Below are 21,597 nucleotides of genomic sequence, written 5' to 3'. Positions count from 1 at the left end.
GATCGGCTCGCCTGTGCAAGAGACGGTATCGCAATTCACTGCCTGTCGACCCTGTCAGGTAACGTTGATGGATGGCAGGAACGACATGACCTCGTTGCGTTGCCTTGGTGCCAGGCTTTCGATCTCCCTTTTCCAAAAGGTTTCAGCTTCAGGCGGATCAGCCTCCCAGCTGTTGGTCGACAGGATGTTGTCATCCATTACCAGAAGTCTTTTTCCACCGAGTCTTAGATATTCCTCGGCAAGTTCCTGGGCGCCGTTCATCATGATTTTTCTCCTTGATCGTGCTGCCTGCTGCCGGTAACCCACACCACGGACACCGACAGCCAGGAGGCGTGCGAAATGCGGGTAGCAATCCCGATTTCACACGCCGCTATTATTGCGGGCAATTCTTGCTGGACGTGCTGTCGCTCGACTGGCTATTGCTTTGCGTATCCGTGCCTTGCGTCGTGTTCTTGCCGGTTTTCATGGCATTGCAGTCCTGGGACTGGCCGTTGGAATTTGGAGTGCCATTGGTTCCAGTCGTATTGCTATTGGCGCCTCCATTTCCGTTGGAGGTGCCATCGTTCTGCGAACCGGTGCCGGCGCCGTTACCACTTCCGGAACCCCCCGTGCCTGTTCCGCCGGAGCCTGATTGCTGAGCCATGGCTGCCGTGGCCATGCCGATCGAAAGGGCACAGACTGCGATCATTCTCGTCAACATTGGTATTTCCTTTCTTTAGCTTTGCTGCCTTCCAACTCGAACGGCGGGCAGTTGTTTCCGGATTTTCCAATATTTGCTCGCCGAAATCAGATCAGGGGTGTCGGGATAACCGGTGGACACCGCTGGCCGCCGATGGAGGCGGTCGGCGATGTCAAGAGAGATTGCCATCAGGCGAGCATGCGGATACGGGGCTCGCGGTCCCAATAGCGCTTGGGCGCGGCACTCAGGAATGAGGCGAGATCCACGACGCCGGCGTCTGGTTGAATGGCCGCCTTGTCGAGCAGTACCTTGGCGGCAGCGTCATGACCGATCGCCTTTAGATGTCCGAAAGCATCCATCACCCATTGTACGGCTGCCGCCTCGTTGAGGAGCGAGGCTGCGCCGTCCTTCGAGAGGATGACGGCAACGGCATCGAAGAGCTGCGAAGGCGAACCAAGGAGCTGTCCGTCGGCACGGATCGTATTTCCGTCGGAAAGCTTCGTCTCCCCAACCTTGGGAGCGACGATAAAGGGCCTCGCCTTGGCGTCGTTCAGGGCGCCGACGAGATCGGAGATCGCCTTGGCGTCGCTTCCGCCGGCGATCAATATGCCGATCTGCCGTCCTTCCAGCGTCTCCTTCATGTTTTTATGAATGGAAAGAGCGGCGGATGCGTCGAGATCGATCGGTTCACGCGCCGGCAAATTCCTGGTCGGGTTGACGAGCCCGAGACCCGCGGCGACCCTGTTGGCGAGCCCTGTATCGACATTCATGAGGTTTCCGACCATGCGGGGCGGCACGTGCTGAAGCTGCACCTTCGATAATTCGAAGACGAAGGCTGATGCGATGTGAGCCTGTTCCGATGGTGTCTGGGATTTCCAGAAAAGACGCGCCTGGCTGTAATGATCGGCGAAGAGTTCACCGCGCACGCGCAGCTTGTCGCCCTGTTCTTCCTTCCCAGCCTGATGCTCGTAGGTGCGGAAACCCGTCACCGGACATTCGCGCGGGCCGCCGGTTTCGCTGTTCTCGCTGAGGCTATTCGGTTCGTAGTTCGCGCGGCCTTTCGGTATTTGCATTTGCATCTGCCCGTCACGCTGGAAGTTCATGACGGGACATTTGGGTGCATTGATCGGCAGCTGATGGAAGTTTGCGGTCCCGAGGCGGGATTTCTGCGTGTCGAGATAGCTGAAGAGTCGACCCTGCAGCAAGGGATCATTCGTGAAATCGACGCCGGGGACGATGTTTGCCGGGCAGAACGCCACTTGTTCGGTCTCCGCGAAGAAATTGTCCGGATTGCGATCGAGAACCAGTCGCCCGACGATCTTTACCGGCAGTACCTCTTCCGGGATAATCTTCGTGGCATCGAGGACGTCGTAGGGAAGGCTTTCGGCAAAGGCATCGTCGAAGAGCTGAAGGCCAAGTTCCCATTCCGGAAAATGCCCGGCCGCGATCGCCTCGAAAAGATCACGGCGATGGTAGTCGTTATCGGCCGCCTGCAGCTTCAATGCCTCATCCCAGACAAGCGATTGGATGCCGAGCTTCGGCTTCCAGTGGAATTTCACGAATGTGGATTTGCCGGCATCGTTGACGAAGCGGAATGTGTGGACGCCGAAGCCTTGCATCATGCGCGGTGAGCGCGGAATGGCACGATCGGACATCGCCCACATCAGCATATGCGTGGATTCCGGCATCAGCGACGCCCAGTCCCAGAACGTATCATGGGCGGTAGCCGCCTGCGGATACGCGCGGTCAGCTTCCATCTTCACGGCATGCACAAGATCGGGAAATTTCATGGCATCCTGAATGAAGAAGACGGGGATGTTGTTGCCGACAAGGTCCCAGTTGCCCTGCTTGGTATAGAATTTCACCGCGAAGCCGCGCACGTCACGCGGCGTATCCACCGAGCCGGCACCGCCGGCAACCGTCGAAAAGCGGACGAAGACCGGCGTCTTTTCACCCTTGCGCTGAAACAGATCGGCGCTGGTTACATCGGACAGCGATTCATAGAGCTCGAAGAAGCCGTGCGCGGCCGAACCTCGCGCATGCACGATCCGTTCGGGAATGCGCTCATGGTCGAAATGGAAGATCTTCTCCCGCAGGACGAAATCTTCAAGCAGCGTCGGGCCGCGGACGCCGGACTTCAGGCTGTTCTGATTGTCCGACACCCGGATGCCCTGATTGGTGGTCAGATGCTCCGCATTGCCATGAGAGCCGCTTTCGGGAATATGCTGGTGCGTCTCACCGCCTTCGCCGCGCGAGGTTTCGAAGCTCGTGTCCTTCGCCATGATATTCTCCTTCTGCCGTTGGAACTGCTGATCGAACCTTGTTCGGCCGGCAATGTTCCGATTGGCTGGAGGTGGCGGCTGGTGGTCTCAAAGTTTGATCAGCGCGATGCCGAGATCCTCTTGATGCCGGCGCTGCAATTCCGCCGGTGTTTCGACAATGGTCGCTTCCAAGGTCGGATGCACGATACCGTCGAGGAAGTGGCCGCCGCGTGTCGAGCCATCCTTCAGGCCGAGGACGGCATGAAGATGGAGGCTCGCTCCGCCATCCTCGCCTGTCGCAATATCGCCGATCAGGCTCAGCACCTCGCATTGCTCGGTAATAGGGATCTTGCGGTAGCTTCGCTCGCTGAAGTCGAACCAGCCGACAGTCGCCCGTTCAAATGCGCCGATTGCGGTGACCGAAGCAGCCTTCAGATCCTGATCCGTGGCGAAGCGCGCGAGCGTCGAGAATGCTTCCTCATTCGCATCGAGCACGACGACATAAGTCTTGAGGCCGTTCCGCAGGTCAACTTTCTTGAAATTCATCGTACTCGTCTCCCTTTCAATCCTGTGCCGGCTGGCCGTTGGAGGCGGACACGCCACCATCGACGGCGATGTTGGCGCCGGTAACGAAGCTTGCATCGTCGCTTGCCAGAAAGGCGATGACGGCCGCAACCTCTTCCGGCTCGCAGACACGACCGAGTGGAATGCGCTCCTTGAACTTGGCAACGAGGGCTTCGTCCTTAAGCATGTCTTCCGTCATGCCGGTGCGCGTGAGGCTCGGGCACACGGCATTGACGCGAATTCCCTTTCGTCCGAGATCGAGCGCCAGGGCGCGGGTCAGATTGACGATGGCGCCCTTGGCGGCGTTGTAGGGGCTCATACCCCAATCGCCGCCGGTGCCGGAGACAGAGGCAGTGTTGATGATCGACCCCTTGGTCTTTTCAAGATGCGGGATGGCTGCTCGGCAACCGAAAAACACGCCATCCAGATCGGTCGCGATGACGGCATGCCATCGTTCATCGGAAATGTCAGCGGGCGCGCCACCCTCGTGGATGCCCGCATTGTTAACGATGACATCAAGGCGACCGAACCGTTCCACCACTGCCGAAACCATCGCGGCAACCGCGGAAGATGCCGATACATCCACCACCTGCTTGAGGCTGCGTTCGGTTGGCAAATCCGCAACGACCTTTTCCAGCGCTTCCGTACGGCGATCGACGAGGGCGACATTCGCGCCTTCCTGGGAAAACCGTCGCGCTGTCGCCTCTCCCATTCCCGATGCCGCACCCGTTACGATGACGACCTTTTCTTCGAAGCGATGCATCGGGCTGTCCTTTCAAAATCGGTGAAACGGGATCTATCGAAACTTAAAGCGCGTCGCGATCTTTCAGATCCGCTTACCGCGCTTTAGGTCGTTGATTTTGCGCATGTCGTTATCGCAAAATCGCTACACACTTTTGCGCGACATGCTCTAGGCTCCGATAGGAACCATTACCGGACTTGAATGTTCCTGGACGCATCCCGCAGATAATGTGCCGTCGATGGAACCGAAAGCGAGTGAGGAGGTTTGGAGTGACAATGCAATCATTACCGGAAGAACATCATGACACATCCACAACCGCCATTTTCGCCGCAGCAACAGCCCATGCCCGGCTATACCGCTGCCATGCATCCCGCGCCCGATCATGGGGAGGCGACCTATCGCGGATCGGGAAAGCTTAATGGCAAAAAGGCTGTCATCACCGGCGGCGACAGCGGCATTGGCCGCGCTGTCGCAATCGCCTTTGCCCGCGAGGGCGCCGATGTTCTGATCGCCTATCTGAGCGAAGATGACGATGCTTACGAAACCAGAAAATGGGTTGAGGAGGCCGGCCGCAAAGCGGTATTGATGGCCGGCGATATTCAGGATCCCAAACATTGTCGCGATATCATCGACAAGGCCGTCGCCGAACTCGGAGGGATCGATATTCTTGTCAACAATGCTGCGCATCAGGCGAGCTTTCAAGATATCGGCGATATTACTGACGAGGAATGGGAATTGACCTTCAAGGTCAATATCCATGCCATGTTCTATCTGACCAAAGCGGCCGTACCGCACATGAAGCCGGGTAGCGCCATCATCAATACGGCGTCCATCAACTCGGATACTCCAAACCCGACATTGCTTGCCTATGCCACCACCAAAGGGGCTATCCAGAATTTTACCGCAGGGCTGGCGCAATTGCTCGCGGAAAAAGGCATTCGCGCCAATGCCGTCGCGCCCGGACCCATTTGGACTCCATTGATCCCTTCGACGATGGCGTCGGAAGCGGTCGAGAATTTTGGAAAGCAAGTGCCGATGAAGCGGCCGGGTCAACCGGCTGAGCTGGCAACGGCTTATGTCATGCTTGCCGATCCGCTCTCCAGCTATGTTTCCGGCACGACCGTCGCGGTTACCGGGGGCAAGCCTCTCCTTTGACTTCAGCGCATTTGCGCGGGATGTCAGCGAACGGCGCTCATTCGCGGAACATTCTGGGCTGAAGTTGGTTGGATCCGGGCGGCCAATGTCGGAACGGCCGCGAGATAGATCGCCCGCAGCTTCTGGCAAAGCAATGACAGGAGAAGATGATGAGCAGCAAACCACCACCGGTTCCTGAGGAAAATCGAAGCGACAAAGGTGTTGGTGACCACGCCAAACCATCGATATCCGATCCCCATAAGCCTGACATGACGGTAGATCCAGACAAGAAAGGCCAGCAGGGAAATAGCAGGATCAATACCAGTCACCAGGGGCATCAACAGGATCGATAGGGAGGTGCCAATGTCCACATCGACCAAAACACCGGCTAGTATTCGCCAAGGCGGCCCGGGAGCATCCCATGAAAATGCCAAGGCGCCCTTGAACATTCCAAAGCCGCCGGCCGAGCCCGATAAGCGGGACCGCAGCAAGGTTTCCGGCGGCGGCGGCGAACGAGATCGCCATCATAGCCATGATCCCAAGCGGAAAGGTGGCCACGCGGCAAGTTGAGGCTGAATTTCCGCTCGTGTCGAAAAGCCGAGCGGAAAGCCCGTCCTCTAGGTCCCAAATGTTTGCCTGGAACAAAACAAATCGATAAATGTTTGGCCGGTGCTCTCAGGAATATTGGAGACACCGCCATGGTCGCTCAAGACCTTCACGCTGCGCACCCTCTTCCGCCTCGCCCCCTTTACTCGCTCATCATTCCAATCCCGATGGTTTGCTTCCTTGGCACATTGGCGACGGATGTGGCCTATTGGGGAACCGCTGAAATGATGTGGGCGGATGCATCTGCATGGCTGCTTACGGTTGGCTTGTTATTCGGCTTGCTTGCTGTCATTGCCATGATAGTCGATGCACTTGGCAGACGCCTTTCCTCGATGCGCGGACCGGTCTGGCTATATTCGATCTGTAACGCTCTTATCTTCGTCTTGTCGTTCTTCAACGCACTGGTCCATAGCCGTGATGCGTGGACTTCCGTCGTTCCGACCGGGCTTATTCTTTCATCCGTGGTGGTCGTTCTCGTCCTTTTTAGCGGCTGGATAAGGCGAGCATTGATCTATCGCAGAGATCCGGGAGCCGAGAGATGAAGATCAGGATAGGTAAGTCGACTTTGCCGTCCTCCCTTGCCGCACTTATCTGCGGCACGGTCCTCATTCTCTCCGGCTGCAGTCAGAACGAACAGGATCCGAAGGATCAGGTCGGACCAAACCCGACATTGCCGGCCCAGACGCAATATCTCATTCCGCCGATGCATGTCGCCAAAGTGATCGGCTGGCAGAACGGTGATAAGCCGAAGGTTCCGGACGGGTTGCAAATCAAGGCGCTCGCAACGGGATTGAAACATCCGCGCTCAGTTTATGTGCTACCGAATGGCGATGTTCTTGCTGTGGAATCTGTTGCGCCGCCTGCGGCATCGATCAAGCGGCCTAAGGACCTGATCATGGGCTGGATCGAGTCGATGGCGACATCTGCCGGCAACAATAAAGGAAGCAACCGTATAACCTTGTTGCGTGATGCCGACGGGGATGGGGTTGCGGAAACGAAGAGCGTTTTTCTCGATCATCTCGACTCCCCTTTCGGTGTCGCTCTTGTCGGTAGCGACCTTTATGTCGCGGAGACGGACAAGATCATGCGTTACCCATACAAGACGGGCGAGACGAGCATCCCCGATCCGGGAACGAAACTTACCGATTTGCCGGGCGGACCCATCGATCACCATTGGACCAAGAGTCTTGTGGCGAGCCCCGATGGGTCGCTGCTTTATGTCGGTGTCGGATCGAACAGCAATATCACGGAAAACGGCATACAGGCTGAAATGGGCCGCGCCTCCATCTGGGAGGTCGATAGGGGAACGGGGCGTCATCGCATCTTCGCGGATGGATTGAGAAATCCGAATGGTCTTTCCTGGGAGCCGCAAACGCACGCTCTCTGGGCAGTCGTCAACGAGCGCGACGAACTAGGTCCCAATCTCGTGCCGGACTATATGACTTCGGTGAAGGAGGGCGGCTTCTATGGTTGGCCGTATAGCTATTTTGGCAAGAATATCGATCCCAGGGTCATGCCGCAAAGACCAGACCTTGTGGCGAAGGCAATCGTTCCGGATTACGCGCTGAGTTCGCATGTCGCGCCCTTAGGGATGGTCTTCTATACCGGCACCAATTTGCCGGAAGCGTATCGTGGAGGGGCCTTCGTCGGTGAGCATGGGAGCTGGAATCGGCACCAATTCAACGGTTACAAGGTGGTCTTCGTCCCATTCGCAGACGGCCGGCCCAAAGGTCTTCCGCAGGACATTGTGACCGGCTTTTTAAATGGCGGCAACGAGGCGAGGGGACGGCCGGTAGGTTTGGCAGTCGACAAGCTTGGCGCTCTGCTGATTGCCGATGACGTAGGCAACACGGTTTGGCGCGTTACCTCGGCAGCGCCATGACCCGTTCCCAACACCGTCGAAAAACGGTGCCTAACCCATGTTCCGTGCCATATCGGCGGATTGAGAGGCGCGTTGAAGCGCCAGCATAGTCTCGGTCATCATAGCAAAGCCGCCCTCACCAAAGTCAATTTGCGTGCATCATGATGTGTTCATCCGGTTTCATGTCGGATCTGGCTGACTTAATCAGCCACCATCCCGCTTCATTCTTTTCCGCACGGCTTTGCGATGTCTGCTGATGGCCTGCGCCTTTTCTCGGATACGCCGTTGGGACGGTTTTTCGTAAGCTCGTCGTTCCTTCATTTCACGAAACAGGCCTTCGCGCTGCATCTTTCGTTTCAGAACTCGGATTGCTTGGTCGACATTGTTGTCTCTTACCAGAACCTGCATTTTGTTCTCCTCATTATTGGTGATGAATTGCAAGCGTCAGCCGAGTTGTTCGGCGATCAGCTTCCGAAGCTCCTCGCGGGTGAGCAAACAGGGATAGGGTTTCCAGTTCTTGTCGGGGAGCTGGTTGATGGGTTGATCGCATTCGCGCGGTTTCACCGCCGCGAGCGCGTCGATTGTGTTTGATTTTTTCAACAAAATCTCCTGCGCCGGCCATTAAGCCAGCGCTCATGTCAATGGATGACGGAAGCGCCCGTCACGTCATCGGACGGAGGGCAAAGAACGGGCCGCCAAATGGGTCGGGCGATTAAGGCCTGGACCAGCCATTGCAATGCAACGGGCGAGCGGAACCGCATATCTCATGGCGGTAAATGGGTATCGAATCCCGATGTTACAAGGGACAAAATCTTCGGAGCGTCGAGGGCATATGGAGGCCGCGTATCACGCATCGGGGGGAATATGGGAATCGACACCGGTTGTTTTCAGATTGTTGCGAACCTTGACGACACCAGGCGTAGACAGCCCGAGCGCTTCCGCCTGTTCGGCAGCCGCCTGCGTTTCGACACTGCCTTCCAATGTTACGATGCCGCCATCGGCATGAACCTCGATGCTGTCTGCATCGATTTCTTCGCTCTCGATGAATCGTTCGGTAATGGCCGCTTCCAGTTCATCGTTATCGATGCGGCTGGGTGGCAACGGCCCCAGCGTGTGGGCCGTGTCTTCCTCAAGCCCGTTCGTGTCTGCGTTGTCTCCGATCAGGCCAGAGGGAGTATCTTCGTCAAAATTCGCTGGAGTGGTGCCGTATTCTCGATTTTCCGGTTCGGTCGAACCCAATGCACTTTCGTCGGAATATGGCCATCCTTCGCGGGTATCGCGATCCTGATAGTCGCGATAATCCTCTTCTCGCGACAGCGCTTTCTTCTTTCGAAACTGTGTCATAACCAATCTCCTTCGCTCTAGCTCAAGAAACACAATCAGCTCCGATTCTGCTTCTCGGGTGCCTATCCGGCTTCGCCGATCCGCTAGTGGTGCTTGAAGTATTGCACTTCGCGCTCATGCTTTTCGGCCGCCTCGCGGGTCTTGAATGTCCCGAGATTCTTGCGCTTGTGTGTCTTCGGATCGAGCTTGCGTGAGTAGAGACGATATTCGCCCGATTTCAGTTTGCGGATCATGAGGGCTTCTCCTTTTGCTATGGATATAACCCCCGTCGGCAGCCCTGGTTCCGATCGTACCAAGCCGCGATAAAGCCCATCCGAACGAAGAACGTCCGTATCGAGGAAGGAAATCTTTCCGCGCCTCATTCGTCCGCGCTATTTCTCTGCCAAAATACGCGAACCTTTGTCGCTTGGCGTGGCCTTCGGAACTGCCGTGAACTGCCTTACCAGCCATAGCTGAAGGTAGCGCCACTGCCATTATCCCCATCCTGCACCACGTCGGTTTCCGTGTTTCGCCCATACTGGAAAATGCCATAGGCATTGTTGTTGCCGTTCTGTCGCAAGGTTGCGGAATGACCATTGCCCTGCTGCTGGATGAAGCCGAGATTGCCTCGGCCGGTCTGGGCGATGCCAGCCGCATTACCCCGGCCCAGCTGCCGAATGTCGGCGTCTTTCAGACCGCGGTAGAGTGAATAGACGCGCAATCCGGTCGAGAAAAGATCTGCATCCTCGGCATTATCAGGCACAAGGTTGAACGAGATCCGCCCGCCCGCATAGGCCGGCGCGGACAAGGCGACTTGTCCCAGGCTCCCGACAAGAAGAGTGACAGTAAGGATTTTAAACACGTTGCGGGTCATCCTGATCTCCATAGGCCGGCTGCTTTAGCCGATGACCAACTTTCGCACTTTTAAGCTGAACCCAGTCGAAATTGCCCGTTCAGTTGTCGTTCAGTCGTCGAGGGTAATTCCAGGAAAAATGCGCAGCGGTTTCCCGTCCGGAATTGCGTGAAACCAAAGAGATAGAGGGTCCAGAGGCTCCGTGGAAAAACTGAACTACTCTAAACCTGATCGAAAGCAAAAGGGCGCCAGAAACCGGCGCCCTTTTAAAGGGATTTGCAGAGTGTGGAGACCGATTAATCGTCGCCGACCTGCTTCGTGCATCTGAAACTCTTATCCCCGATCACAATATCCAATGTTGCCTTGTATGCGGCTCCTTTGGAGCCGAGCGAGACGGAGCTGAGGATTGCCGCATGCCCCGCTATGGCATCAAAATCGCCACTCTGGTTGATCGTGGAACTTCCACCATCTCCTGATTTCTCGACACGGAACGTGTAAGCCCCGCCAACGTGCTTGTCGGCGTGGACGAGCGCATCCAGTCTCACCATACCTGCTCCAGGCGTGGCTTTGATTTCGCAAAGCCCCGCATCGTCAGATTGGTTGGCAGTCGTCATGGCCGCAACGGCGCCGACGGGAAGCAGGACCAGCGCGAGGATCGTCATAAGACGGCGCGGATGTTTGATGCTATTTGGCATGGGTCATCTCCCCAAATGGTCTGCGGTTGCGTTTCTGACTTCTTTCAGGTTATCGCGCAGCTGCTTACGGGCAGGCCTGGACGAAGGCGGCGACATTGCCGTTGCCGCCCTGGCTGACATTGGCGCTGCAGCCATGGCCGACCTGGACGCCAGCCGCGATGTTGCCATTGCCGTCCTGGGTAAGGATGGTCGTGTGGTTGGAGCCAAACTGGCCGATGCCGGCTATGTTGCGGTCACCGTTTTGATAGGTGGCGCCGTAATTGTCATTGCCTTCCTGGCCGACAGCCGAAAGGTTATGGCGACCATATTGATGGCCGACAATGCGGTTGTAGCCACCGTTCTGGTAGGTTCTGATGCGGTTTCCGTACCCTTCCTGTGCACCACCGGCAGAGTTCGACCAGCCATATTGTTCGATACGCACATCGTTGGCCATGGCGGGGGCTGCAGCGGTGAGGCCGACGAGAGCGACGAGTGCGGTTGCAATGAAAGACGTGCGGATCATGACTGTGTCTCCTCAGGCGGATAAGACCGCGGTTGAACGTCTTTCTTTTAGACGCCGCCTTCGGAACAGAAGCTGAAAGCATCATTCAGCCCGGGTTCATTCGCAGAGATCGGTGCCAGCCCCTCACAATTGACCTAGCCTATCATTCAAAGATGGCGGGCTGATCTCCAATGCCATCAAAACCGTTTAGCGGCGCTGCCGGGCGCGCAGTCCATCAATGTAAAAATCGAGATGCCTGTGCGCGAGCGCGCGCTCCTCGCTCGAAGGCAACCCAACTGCGAGTGGTCGAGCAAAGCGGATCAAGGCGAATATGATATCGCGATCAGAGAGATCGCTGCGGAGCGTGCCGTCCTGGGTGGCGCGGCTGACGATAGACTTCATGAGCCTGCCGGCTCGGGCGAGAAGATCGGGCCAGTCTCGCGTCTCCAAAAGGGGGTGAATGATGTTGACCACACCAATCCCATTATCCAACGCCATGTGCATGTATTGGCGCAGGACATCGCTCTCGTCAGGAGCGGTTTCAACCAATGCCTCTCCAGCACTGATGCTTCTTTCCAACACGCAGCGGACGACGGCGTGAAGAAGGGACTGCTGGTCGGGAAAGTGCCTGTAGAGGGTTCCTATGCCGAGACCGGCGCGCTCTGCTATGGCGTCACGCGAGGGTTCACCGCCGACTTTCAGAATCAGTTCGACCGTTACATCTATCAGTCGTTGCCGATTTTTTTGCGCATCCGCCCGCATCGCGTTTCACATCTTCGATCGTCTTGATACTGCCATAAACGGAGTATATTCCTCCGTTTCTGATGTCAAGAGTCCAGCTGACGAGTCCGCTCATGAAAGTGACAGTTCGCCTCTCTGAGGTTGACCGGAATCAAGCTTCGTTGGTCGGTGGGAAGGCTGCGAACCTTGGGAAGCTGGCAAAAGTCGAGGGCGTGGTCGTTCCGGCCGGCCTTTGCGTAACAACGGATGTATTTTCTGCAGTCCTTGCGGGCTCGCCCGAGGTTGGCGCCGCTATAGGACGGCTCGATCTTGCGCTGGGTGGCGAAGGCGCAACCAATGCCGCCTTGTGTGCTGAAGTCCGCCTACTGATCGAGCGGTTGACGGTTCCCAAGTCGGTCGTGGCCTCGATTTCCGCGTTGCTGGCCGAGGGCGGAGAGGCTGCGGCTTGGGCTGTTCGCTCGAGCGCGACGGCTGAAGATATGCCAACCGCCTCCTTTGCCGGCCAGCATGAGAGCTATCTCAGCCTATGCGGCATTGGCGCTATCCTGGATGCCGTGCGCCGCTGCTGGGCCTCTCTCTTCACCGAGCGAGCGGTAACTTATCGTCGGCGCAACGGAATCGGCCATGGTGGTATCAAGATGGCCGTCATCGTGCAGCAAATGGTGTCAGCCGATGCCTCGGGCGTAATGTTCACGGCCGACCCCGTGTCGGGAGACAGAACGATCGTCGCGATCGAAGCCTGTGCCGGAAGCGGCGAGGCGCTCGTCTCGGGTTCCGTCATTCCGCAAGGCTTCAGGCTTCGGGGCGCGCAGGTCGTCGAGACGGCGGCAGGCGATTGCGCCATACTGGCTGCCGAAGAGGCGCGGGATCTCGCTGCCGTCGGTCGACGCATCGAGGCGCATTTCGGCTGTCCCCAGGACATCGAGTGGTGCCTGTCCGATGGTGCGTTTCAAATTGTTCAAAGCAGGCCGATCACCACCTTGTTCCCAGTCCCGCCCCATGACGACGGCAAGCGACATGTCTACCTGTCGGTGGGCCATCAGCAAATGATGACCGACGCGATACGGCCGCTCGGCCTGTCCTTCTGGCAGAGGCTTGCGGCCCGTCCCATGCACGAGGCAGGCGGCCGCCTGTTCGTCGATGTCACCGAGCAACTTGCCTCCCCCGCCAGTCGCGCGGCTCTGATGGTTATGCTTAACCGGGATCCACTCATCCGCAGTGCGGTCGATGCCCTGCTGGAGCGAGGATTTGTCGCCACGCGTCCCGAACAAGACGCAAATGCCTCGGCATCCGCGCCCAAGGCTGTAGGTGAGAAGAATACCGCGAACAATCTCGATCCCGCAATCGTAGGCAAACTGATCGCGCAAAGCGAGGTGGCGGTCGAAGAGGCACGGCTACATCTCGCAGCGAAATCCGGCAACGAGCTGTTCGACCTCATCGCTGACGATCTTGCCGCGCTGAAACGGCAACTGACCGCGCCGCAAAGCACCCAGGTTCTCATGGCCGTCATCGAGGCGATGTGGTGGCTGAACGACCACATCGCCGAGTGGCTTGGCGAAACGGGCGTGGCCGACACGCTCTCGCAGTCGGTCGACAACAACATAACCTCGCGGATGGGTCTCGATCTTCTCGATGTCGCTGACGCAATCCGACCTCATGCCGACGCCGTCTCATTCCTGCGGCAGTTTGACGGGAGTGCCCCCCTTTCGGATCTCGTAAAGGTCGACGGCGGCCCGGAAGCATTCGAAGCGATCGATGGCTACCTTGCCAAATATGGCATGCGCTGTGCGGGCGAGATCGACATCACCCGAACCCGCTGGCGGGAAAAGCCCGCGGTTCTCGTCCCGATGATCCTGGCCAACATCGACCGCTTCCAACGCGGTGAAGCCAAGCGGCGCTTCGATGCCGGTCTCGCCCGAGCGAAGGCTGCGGAGCAGGACCTTTTATCGCGCTTACGTGCCCTCTCGAATGGTGAGGCGAAGGCTGCGAAGACCAACGATGCAATCGATCGAATGCGGGCCTTCATCGGTTACCGCGAATACCCGAAATACGGGTGGGTCTGCCGCCTCGACCTTCATAAGCAAGCAATGCTGAGAGAGGCGCAGAAACTTGTCGATAGCGGAGTGCTGAACCGGACGAGCGATATCTTCTATCTCCGTTTTGACGAACTACGCGAGGTTGTCCGGACGGGGCAGGCCGATCATGATCTCATCCTTGCGCGCCGTGCCGAGTTTGCGGCTTACGAGCGGCTTGCTTCGCCGCGCGTGCTCACCTCGGACGGTGAAGCGCTTTTTGGCGACTTTAAACGTGATGACCTTCCCGCGAAAGCGCTTCCAGGGCTGCCTGTTTCGGCGGGGAGCGTCGAGGGGCGCGCCAGAATCATCCGCGACTTGGCCGCGGCCGATATTGAGGCCGGAGATATTCTCGTCACCGCCTATACCGATCCAAGCTGGACCCCGTTATTCGTAAGCATAGCCGGGCTGGTGACCGAAGCCGGTGGACAGATGAGCCATGGCGCTGTCATCGCGCGCGAATACGGCTTGCCCGCCGTCGTTGCGGTCCAGGATGCGACCCGGCGCATTCTGGACGGTCAGAGGATCCGCGTTGACGGGACGAATGGCGTGATCACCATACTGACATCCGCCTGAGCAGGCCGCAGACTTCCAACAGCGGTCCGGCAGCAGTGGGGGCTCACTTGGTGCGTACCTCAAGCGCGGCTGATGTCAGGCGACTCTGCTCATAAAGCCAATCGCAGAATTCTCGAGGCCCTGGCCTGACATCATCATTGCGGAAAAGCGCAAAGTGCCAGTCGGGACCGTCAAGCACGTGGTCGAAGGGCACCACCAATGCGCCCGATTTGACGAGGGGCTCGAAGAAGCCGAGCGGTACGAGCGCCACGCCTTCGCCCGCGCAGGCCGCATTCACATTCAGGTCATGGTTCGGATATTCCACGCGGGTGAAGTTCAACTCCGGCTGGACATTCCCTGTTGCGCTCAGAAACCATCTTTCCCAGTCCGGATGCGGCAACAGCGGCAGAGTTGCGAGCGTCTCGGGTATTAGAGGTTCCAGCAACGCCGCAAGCGATGGAGCCAGAAGCGGCGTCAACTGCACAGGAAACAACCGAAAGCCCTCCAGGCCCGGCCAGCTGCCGGCCCCGGTGCGAATAGCAACGTCGAAGTCTGACGGATCACGAATATCGGCCGAAACGTCGAGTTCGATTTCGCAGCGCTGATAGCTCGAAAGGCGCGGCGCGAGCCAGCGAGTTGCTAGCGTGGGAGGCGCGGTTACCCGCAGGGGAGGAGATGCCGCCTCGAAAGCGGCCAAGGCGGAGTGAATTTCATCCATACCGCGCCGCACGCCCTTTGCAAGGAGGATGGCTTTCGGCGTGGGCACCACGCGTGGTCCTCGCCGAATGAAGAGTGGTTCACCCAGTTCGTCCTCAAGTGTTCGAATGCGCAGGCTCACCGCGGCGGGGGTAAGAAACAAGCGTTCGGCCGCACGGGCAAAACTGCCGGAAACGACGCAGATCTCGAGGACTTTCAGAGATTCCAGTGAAGGGCGCATATGTAGTTTCGCTTGTGATGATAGCAAGTAATGCCCGTTTTTGCTCCGAGATTATAGCGAGTTTAATACTCGCCAGAAATGGAGGCGATCGCGCGTTCCATAAATGGGAGTCCCTGATGGAGCTGCAATCGCGTCCTCTATTTACTCTTTATCTCGAGCTTCATCCTACGATCGATATCGGGCCATGTCCCGCAGGCGTGCGCCGCATTTTTCCGGTATCGGGCGGCCACTTCGAAGGAGCGCGTCTGAAGGGCAAGGTCTCACCGTTGATCGGCTCGGATCTTCTTGTCACCCGCCAGGACGGAACATTTCAGCAAGATGTGCGGGTTCTGCTCGAGGCTCAAGATGGCGCCCATATTCTCATGACCTATCGTGGTGTTCGCCACGCGTCGGTCGAAGTTTCCGAGCGTTTGGGGCGCGGCGAATCTGTCGACCCTTCGGAATATTATCTACGAACGACGCCGTATTTCGAGACTGCCTCGCCCACATATGCGTGGATCAATGCGATCGTCTGCGTTGGAAAGGGCGGCCGCTTTCCAGGCGGCGTCAAATACGAGCTCTTCGAGATTCTCTGACGAACAGAAAAACGGTCGGGAGCGAGGTTTCTTCACGAGAATGGGATCTTTTGTTTCAAAGCTGGTTTGGCTGCGGAGACTTCCGATGTGCGTGCGATCGCGGTCAGGGCGTGTGTGGGTGAACCCGCTGATCTCAGCTTCCAGTGGATCTTTCGGCGATCGCGTAACGCCCTCCTCATGGACGCCGTGTTTTCACCGTCTGGGGCAATGACGGGCCATTGCGTCGCTTCCCTTCAAGAGCCCGTGCATCATAGCAATCACTCGCTTGAAAAAGAACAAGGTTGCCAAAACTGGCCGCCTTGTTCTTTTGGCTTGCAATCGGTCAAAGACCGACGCACGCCCCGGAAATTAGAACTCTTCCCAGGATGCGGCTGCCGCTGCGGTTGCCCCGGAACCACCGAATGCGCCGGCGATCTTGGAGCGCAGCGAGCGTGCCGGCGAGGCGGCAGGGCGGGATCGCTCCGTCGCAGCAGCCGGCCGCGCATGGCTGCGGCCGTTTTGCAGATCGAATTGTCCGAGCAGCTCGTTCAGGGCCGTCACTTCCTTGGCAAGGCTGTAGCTTGCGGCGGTGGATTCCTCGACCATGGCGGCATTCTGCTGCGTTCCCTGATCGATGCTGTTGACGGCCGTGCTGATCTCCTGCAGGCCGGTCGCCTGCTCGCGGGCGGCCTCGACGATTGCCCGCACGTTGCGGTCGATTTCTTCGACTTCCTTGACGATCTGCTGCAGCGATTGCCCTGTCTTGGTAACGAGATTGACGCCGCTGTCGACCTGCTGGCCCGATGTCGAAATCAGCGCCTTGATCTCCTTGGCGGCCGTGGCGGAGCGCTGCGCAAGCTCACGGACTTCCTGTGCGACGACGGCAAAGCCCTTGCCCGCTTCGCCCGCACGCGCTGCCTCGACGCCTGCATTGAGAGCAAGCAGGTTCGTCTGGAAGGCTATATCGTCGATGACGCCGATGATGTTGGAAATTTCGCCCGAGGATTTCGAGATCGCCTCCATTGCTGAAATCGCTTCCTGCATGACTTCGCCCGATTTTTCGGCGCCGATGCGCGCGCGTCCGACCAGCGAGCTTGCCTCCTCCGCGCGCCGGGTGGAATCCTTGACGGTCGTGGTGATCTCCTCGAGTGCGGCCGCCGTCTCCTCGACGGAGGCCGCCTGCTGCTCGGTGCGCTTGGAGAGATCATCGGCTGCAGACCGGATCTGGCTGGCACCGGCGGCAATGGCCTGACCTCCCTGGCCAACGGAGCGCAGCGTTTCCTCCAGCTTCGCCATCGAGGCATTGAAGTCCGCCCTCAGGCGGTCGAGGTGATCGACGAAGGGCTGTTCGATGCGATAGACCAGATTGCCGTTCGAAAGCTCGGCCAGACCGCTTGCAAGGCCATCGACGGCAAATTGCGTGTCCGCCGCATCCTTGGCTTTCTGTGCTTCGCGTTCAAGCCTTTCCCGTTCGGAGAGACTACGATTGGCGCTCGCCTCCTGTTCGAGTCTTATCCGCTCGATGGCATGGTCGCGGAAGATGGAGACGGCCGCAGCCATCTGACCGACTTCGTCTTTGCGCCCAATGCCGACGATCTGCTCATCGGTATTGCCGTCGGCGAGGGATACCATGCGCGTCCGCAGCCGTTCGATCGGGGCCGCGATGCCGCGCGTCGACACGAGAATGGCGATCGCAATGGCGGCGGCAAAGAGAACGCCAAGCGCGACCAGAGCATTTGTAATGGTGCTGCTCGCGTGTTCCGCCAGCATGTCACTCTTGTCATTGATGTTCTTATTGAACGTATCGAGCCACTGGCGAACCGAGACTACCTCGTCATCGATCATCGGATCCACCTGCTTCAAGAGCTTGGCGGCGGTGTCGTTGTCATCGATCAGACCGGCTTTTACGGCTTGATCCGTAAGGACGATGATATCATTGGCCCTCGAGGCCAGCTTTTCCACGGCATCCGCTTCAGCAGGAATCAACCGTTTAACGTTCGCGAAACGCTGCAGAAGAATTTGTTTATTCTCCTCATAGTCCTTCGAAAACTTCGCCGTCTCCGGATCCTTGGCTGAATATTGCAGGATCTGATAGGCATTGTAACTCATGGCAGTCAAGCGCTGGCTGGCCCTCGACATTTCCACCGCTGCCGCTTCATTCTTGGCAATGAAATTCGAGTAGGTGGCAACCGTGTCCCGATAGTGGTTCGATACGACAAGGACACCTGCGATCCCGATCAGACAGATCGGAATGATGAGGGAAAGCACCTTGGTGCGGATCTTGGCGTTCTGGAGAAATGACATGGTGGCTCATTGGTTTTTAGCGAGCTGGCAGCTGCCCACACGATGAAAATGGATATAGGCCGGCGATTGTCTGCTCTGGGGGTCGGAAACATCGCAGGTGAGGAGCATTCTGCTCGTCGCATTTGGCGCTGCAATGCCAATGAAGTCAGATATGTCTGAGAAAATAATTAACGATAACCAGAACTGCGCGATTTTTATTAAATAATTCAACGGCTTGGTCTGTAACTGCAAATTGCATGATTCAAAAATATCTGCCAATCAGTAGTAGATTCCTGGCTGCAAGGACGCGTATCTGTGTGCAACATACCGCGCAGAATGGCAGGCTTGCATAGAAATGCAGTCTTTGATTGCGGTCATTGCGCAAAGAAGCGAATAAACTGCAATCGCCGCCTTACATGAGCGCATGCATTATGATCTTCGATCCAAGGCCGCCTTGGCACGGCGTGATATACAAGCACGCCCGTCGCTCGGATTTTCCATATCCCAGCCTACATGCGATGCCCGGCGGCCCGCCTCCCTTGAATCAGGATCAATGTGGCTCGCCGCTATGAAAATCTGTGTTCCTTGCCGGTCAAAGGCGTGGCGAATAAAGCCTCGCCAATCTGGATCGGCCGATCGCCGTCGGTGCGTGCGACAAGCGATATCAGTTCGGGAACATCAAGATGAACGACCGTGTCGGCGCCGAGCCGCTCGATGTGGCGCACGCGCCCTTGCCATTTTCCTTCCGTTGCGGAAAGTGCGATATGTTCCGGCCGGATTCCGTAAGTCCGGCACCCCTCTCTGGCAGCGACTTCGCCGTCAAACAGGTTCATCTTCGGCGATCCGATGAAGCCCGCAACGAAAGGCGTGGCCGGGGTATGATAAAGACCCATCGGCGTTCCGATCTGTTCGATCCGGCCACCATTCAGCACGACGATCTTGTCTGCCATCGTCATCGCCTCGACCTGATCATGGGTGACATAGATCATCGTTGCCCCGAGCTTGGCATGAAGTTCGGTCAATTCCATCCGCATCTGCGACCGCAAGGATGCATCGAGATTGGAGAGGGGTTCGTCAAACAGGAAAACCTTTGGATTGCGAATGATCGCCCGGCCGATCGCAACACGTTGCCGTTGACCGCCGGATAGCGCCTTCGGCTTTCGATCCAGCAGATGCGACAGCTGGAGAATATCGGCAGTCTGCCGAACCTTTTCCTGAATCTCAGCCTTGGGGCGCTTGGCGAGCGAAAGACCGAAGCCGATGTTTTCGCTGACCGTCAGATGCGGATAGAGCGCGTAGGACTGAAACACCATCGCGATGCCGCGCTCCGAAGGCTCGGCGTCCGTCACGTCCTTGCCGTCGATGGAGATCCTGCCCGAGGTCGAGGTTTCCAATCCCGCGATCATGCGCAGAAGGGTGGATTTTCCGCAGCCGGAGGGGCCGACGAAGACACAGAATTCCCCAGCTTCGACGGTCAGATCGACACCATTCATCACGGTCAAACTGCCGAAGTCCTTGCGGATATTTTGAAGAACGACACTTGTCATGGCTCATCCCTTTACTGCGCCGGCCGTCATGCCTGCCACGATCTGCCTATTGAAGAACACGAAGACGATGAGCGGCGGGATCGTCACCAATAGAATATTCATGAACAGAAGATTGTACTGCGTTTGAAACTGTCCCTGGAAATTATAGAGTGTCAGCTGCACTGTTACGTTTTCTCTGCCCGGCAGGTAATAAAGAGGGTTCGTGAAGTCGTTGAAGATGGCGATCGACTGCACGACGATGATGGTCACGGTCACCGGCTTCAGCAATGGCAGCACGACGCGAAAGAAGATCTGCAGCGGCTTTGCTCCATCGATGATTGCCGCTTCGTCGAGATCTCGCGGGATTGTTGCGATGAAGCTACGGAACATGAGGACGGTAAAGCCAAGGCCATAGGCAACCTGAATAAGTATCATTCCCGAGATGGACTTGAACAGGCCGATCGACTGTAAAACCCAGATGGTCGGTACAACGGCAGGGGGAATCATGAGACCGGCGAGAACACAGCCGTATATGATTCTATTCCAGCCGGATGGACGACGCTGCAAGATATAGCCGACCATGGCACCAAGCAGAACGAGGAGTGAAACGGCGGCGACAGTGATGATGGTCGAATTGAAATATGCCAGAAGAAGCATATAATTGCGGGTTTGAATAACCTCGATGAAATTCTGCAGCAGGCGCCATTCCTGAGGCAGGGTAAAAGTCAATGACGCGGCATCCTGCTTTGTCTTGGCAGCGGTTATGATGATGAACAGGAAGGGCAAGACGAATATCAAGCCACAGGCAACCAGGGACGCTATGCCGATATAAAGCTGACGGCGGGTCAAAGATCCACCTCCTTGCGGTTAAACCAGGCTGTTATCGGTAGAATGATCGCACCGATGAGGACGAACAGGATGACATTGCCGGCTGTCGACAGGCCATAAAATCCGGCCTGGTACTGTTTGTAGATAACGCTTGCCAGCACATCCGACGAGAAACCAGGCCCGCCGCGCGTCATTGCCCAGATGAGGTCGAAGCTGCGCAGCCCACCGATCAACGATAAGGTCACGACGGTAATTGTTGCCGGTTTCACCAGTGGAACGGTGACACGGAAAAACATCTGGCGGCGTGTCGCACCGTCGATCCTGGCGGCTTCATAATAGTCGGGGCTGATCGAGGCGAGACCGGCGATATAGATGACGGTTGCGAGACCAATGCCCTTCCAGAGATCGACGAAGACAATCGAATAGAGCGCCAGTGCGGGATCCGTCAGCCAGCCTGGTCCGTGAATGCCCATGGCAGCGAGCGTGACGTTGATCAGGCCGCGGGTCGGATGCATCAATACGGAAAACGTGATGCCGACGCCGATCGTCGATACGAGAACCGGAAAGAAGATCACGGTGCGCAGCAGACCCTGCGCCCATATGCCCGAAGTCAAAAGAACCGCCAGCAGCAGACCCAGGATCGTCTTTGTAGCGGAGGTCGTCACCGCATAGATGATCGTATTGATCAGGCCCTGGATCAGAAATGGTTCCTGGAAGAACTGGCGATAATTGTCCAGGCCGATGAACTGGGTGGTAAAGAGATCCCAGCGTGTCAGGCTGAACCAAAAAGAGGCGGCAGTCGGCAGCAGAAAGAGAACTGTGAATATCACGGCTGCCGGCAGGACGAACCAATAGGGATAGGGTGATTTCCGTGTGGCCATAGAGCTACCTTGGACCCCTAC

Annotated in this window: 25 protein-coding genes; 7 read left to right on the top strand and 18 right to left on the bottom strand. The window is 57.4% G+C overall.

The window, feature by feature from the left end; translation table 11 throughout:
* Positions 1 to 54: 54 nt before the first annotated feature.
* The 5 genes from AC13RM_RS04520 to budC all read right to left on the bottom strand — a co-directional run bounded on the left by AC13RM_RS04520 (position 55) and on the right by budC (position 4,267).
* Positions 55 to 264, bottom strand: a complete 210-nt coding sequence (locus AC13RM_RS04520) for a hypothetical protein (RefSeq protein WP_285170755.1) — start codon at positions 262 to 264, stop codon at positions 55 to 57.
* Between the two features lie 109 nt (positions 265 to 373).
* Positions 374 to 700 carry an oxidoreductase gene (locus tag AC13RM_RS04515; RefSeq protein WP_285170756.1) on the bottom strand — a complete coding sequence of 109 codons (327 nt, stop codon included), beginning with the start codon at positions 698 to 700 and terminating at the stop codon, positions 374 to 376.
* 167 nt (positions 701 to 867) lie between these two features.
* A complete protein-coding gene (locus tag AC13RM_RS04510) occupies positions 868 to 2,961 on the bottom strand; it encodes a catalase (protein WP_285170758.1) in 2,094 nt (697 codons plus the stop codon).
* An 87-nt stretch (positions 2,962 to 3,048) separates the two neighbouring features.
* Entirely contained in the window at positions 3,049 to 3,486 is a 438-nt protein-coding gene (locus AC13RM_RS04505) for a PPC domain-containing DNA-binding protein (RefSeq protein WP_285170760.1), read from the bottom strand.
* A gap of 16 nt (positions 3,487 to 3,502) precedes the next feature.
* Positions 3,503 to 4,267, bottom strand: coding sequence for a meso-2,3-butanediol dehydrogenase (gene budC / locus AC13RM_RS04500; protein WP_440479846.1), 765 nt, complete (start codon positions 4,265 to 4,267; stop codon positions 3,503 to 3,505).
* 279 nt (positions 4,268 to 4,546) lie between these two features.
* On the opposite strand from budC, the gene AC13RM_RS04495 reads away from it, so the two are divergent.
* The 5 genes from AC13RM_RS04495 to AC13RM_RS04475 all read left to right on the top strand — a co-directional run bounded on the left by AC13RM_RS04495 (position 4,547) and on the right by AC13RM_RS04475 (position 7,868).
* Entirely contained in the window at positions 4,547 to 5,401 is an 855-nt protein-coding gene (locus AC13RM_RS04495; protein ID WP_208409432.1) for an SDR family oxidoreductase, read from the top strand.
* 149 nt (positions 5,402 to 5,550) lie between these two features.
* On the top strand, positions 5,551 to 5,733 hold the full coding sequence (locus AC13RM_RS04490; RefSeq protein ID WP_113232567.1) for a hypothetical protein: 183 nt from the start codon (positions 5,551 to 5,553) through the stop codon (positions 5,731 to 5,733).
* Positions 5,734 to 5,743: 10 nt separating this feature from the next.
* Entirely contained in the window at positions 5,744 to 5,950 is a 207-nt protein-coding gene (locus tag AC13RM_RS04485; protein WP_095438688.1) for a hypothetical protein, read from the top strand.
* Positions 5,951 to 6,078: 128 nt separating this feature from the next.
* Positions 6,079 to 6,528 (top strand): DUF2231 domain-containing protein, encoded by a 450-nt coding sequence (locus AC13RM_RS04480; protein WP_440479845.1) that lies wholly within the window; start codon positions 6,079 to 6,081, stop codon positions 6,526 to 6,528.
* Positions 6,525 to 7,868, top strand: coding sequence for a PQQ-dependent sugar dehydrogenase (locus tag AC13RM_RS04475; RefSeq protein WP_440479844.1), 1,344 nt, complete (start codon positions 6,525 to 6,527; stop codon positions 7,866 to 7,868). The genes AC13RM_RS04480 and AC13RM_RS04475 overlap by 4 nt, the downstream gene beginning before the upstream one ends.
* A gap of 183 nt (positions 7,869 to 8,051) precedes the next feature.
* Here the strand turns inward: AC13RM_RS04475 and rpsU are convergent, their stop codons facing one another.
* The 8 genes from rpsU to AC13RM_RS04435 form a co-directional block, all read right to left on the bottom strand.
* The gene (rpsU, locus tag AC13RM_RS04470; RefSeq protein WP_440479843.1) at positions 8,052 to 8,255 is read right to left on the bottom strand and encodes a 30S ribosomal protein S21; all 204 of its coding nucleotides are present in this window, start codon (positions 8,253 to 8,255) and stop codon (positions 8,052 to 8,054) included.
* A gap of 36 nt (positions 8,256 to 8,291) precedes the next feature.
* Entirely contained in the window at positions 8,292 to 8,447 is a 156-nt protein-coding gene (locus tag AC13RM_RS04465) for a hypothetical protein (RefSeq protein ID WP_285170770.1), read from the bottom strand.
* A gap of 246 nt (positions 8,448 to 8,693) precedes the next feature.
* On the bottom strand, positions 8,694 to 9,191 hold the full coding sequence (locus AC13RM_RS04460; RefSeq protein WP_285170772.1) for a BON domain-containing protein: 498 nt from the start codon (positions 9,189 to 9,191) through the stop codon (positions 8,694 to 8,696).
* A gap of 83 nt (positions 9,192 to 9,274) precedes the next feature.
* Entirely contained in the window at positions 9,275 to 9,424 is a 150-nt protein-coding gene (locus AC13RM_RS04455) for a hypothetical protein (protein WP_095438695.1), read from the bottom strand.
* A 206-nt stretch (positions 9,425 to 9,630) separates the two neighbouring features.
* A complete protein-coding gene (locus AC13RM_RS04450; RefSeq protein WP_162738178.1) occupies positions 9,631 to 10,044 on the bottom strand; it encodes a curlin in 414 nt (137 codons plus the stop codon).
* A gap of 275 nt (positions 10,045 to 10,319) precedes the next feature.
* Complete coding sequence (csgH, locus tag AC13RM_RS04445; RefSeq protein WP_113232560.1) at positions 10,320 to 10,718, bottom strand: curli-like amyloid fiber formation chaperone CsgH; 399 nt, start codon at positions 10,716 to 10,718, stop codon at positions 10,320 to 10,322.
* A 64-nt stretch (positions 10,719 to 10,782) separates the two neighbouring features.
* Entirely contained in the window at positions 10,783 to 11,220 is a 438-nt protein-coding gene (locus tag AC13RM_RS04440) for a curlin (protein WP_113232559.1), read from the bottom strand.
* Positions 11,221 to 11,406: 186 nt separating this feature from the next.
* On the bottom strand, positions 11,407 to 11,961 hold the full coding sequence (locus AC13RM_RS04435) for a TetR/AcrR family transcriptional regulator (RefSeq protein WP_488554639.1): 555 nt from the start codon (positions 11,959 to 11,961) through the stop codon (positions 11,407 to 11,409).
* A 92-nt stretch (positions 11,962 to 12,053) separates the two neighbouring features.
* Between AC13RM_RS04435 and AC13RM_RS04430 the strand changes: the two genes are divergently transcribed.
* Positions 12,054 to 14,588, top strand: a complete 2,535-nt coding sequence (locus tag AC13RM_RS04430; RefSeq protein ID WP_488554638.1) for a phosphoenolpyruvate synthase — start codon at positions 12,054 to 12,056, stop codon at positions 14,586 to 14,588.
* A gap of 43 nt (positions 14,589 to 14,631) precedes the next feature.
* Here the strand turns inward: AC13RM_RS04430 and AC13RM_RS04425 are convergent, their stop codons facing one another.
* On the bottom strand, positions 14,632 to 15,504 hold the full coding sequence (locus AC13RM_RS04425; RefSeq protein WP_488554637.1) for a LysR substrate-binding domain-containing protein: 873 nt from the start codon (positions 15,502 to 15,504) through the stop codon (positions 14,632 to 14,634).
* 116 nt (positions 15,505 to 15,620) lie between these two features.
* On the opposite strand from AC13RM_RS04425, the gene AC13RM_RS04420 reads away from it, so the two are divergent.
* Positions 15,621 to 16,079 (top strand): DUF3237 domain-containing protein, encoded by a 459-nt coding sequence (locus AC13RM_RS04420; protein WP_113232555.1) that lies wholly within the window; start codon positions 15,621 to 15,623, stop codon positions 16,077 to 16,079.
* A 348-nt stretch (positions 16,080 to 16,427) separates the two neighbouring features.
* On the opposite strand, the gene AC13RM_RS04415 is transcribed toward AC13RM_RS04420, so the two are convergent.
* The 4 genes from AC13RM_RS04415 to AC13RM_RS04400 all read right to left on the bottom strand — a co-directional run bounded on the left by AC13RM_RS04415 (position 16,428) and on the right by AC13RM_RS04400 (position 21,576).
* The gene (locus AC13RM_RS04415) at positions 16,428 to 18,362 is read right to left on the bottom strand and encodes a methyl-accepting chemotaxis protein (RefSeq protein ID WP_488554636.1); all 1,935 of its coding nucleotides are present in this window, start codon (positions 18,360 to 18,362) and stop codon (positions 16,428 to 16,430) included.
* Positions 18,363 to 18,907: 545 nt separating this feature from the next.
* A complete protein-coding gene (locus tag AC13RM_RS04410) occupies positions 18,908 to 19,888 on the bottom strand; it encodes an ABC transporter ATP-binding protein (RefSeq protein ID WP_488554635.1) in 981 nt (326 codons plus the stop codon).
* Between the two features lie 3 nt (positions 19,889 to 19,891).
* Entirely contained in the window at positions 19,892 to 20,716 is an 825-nt protein-coding gene (locus tag AC13RM_RS04405; protein ID WP_113232552.1) for a carbohydrate ABC transporter permease, read from the bottom strand.
* Positions 20,713 to 21,576: a carbohydrate ABC transporter permease gene (locus AC13RM_RS04400; protein WP_113232551.1), complete on the bottom strand. Its 864-nt coding sequence runs from the start codon at positions 21,574 to 21,576 to the stop codon at positions 20,713 to 20,715. The genes AC13RM_RS04405 and AC13RM_RS04400 overlap by 4 nt, the downstream gene beginning before the upstream one ends.
* Between the last annotated feature and the right edge of the window lie 21 nt (positions 21,577 to 21,597).

It is taken from the genome of Martinezella sp. CNPSo 3732, assembly GCF_057784515.1.
The sequence above is the reverse complement of the archived record's forward strand: the minus strand, read 5'-3'. Positions and strand labels throughout refer to the sequence as shown.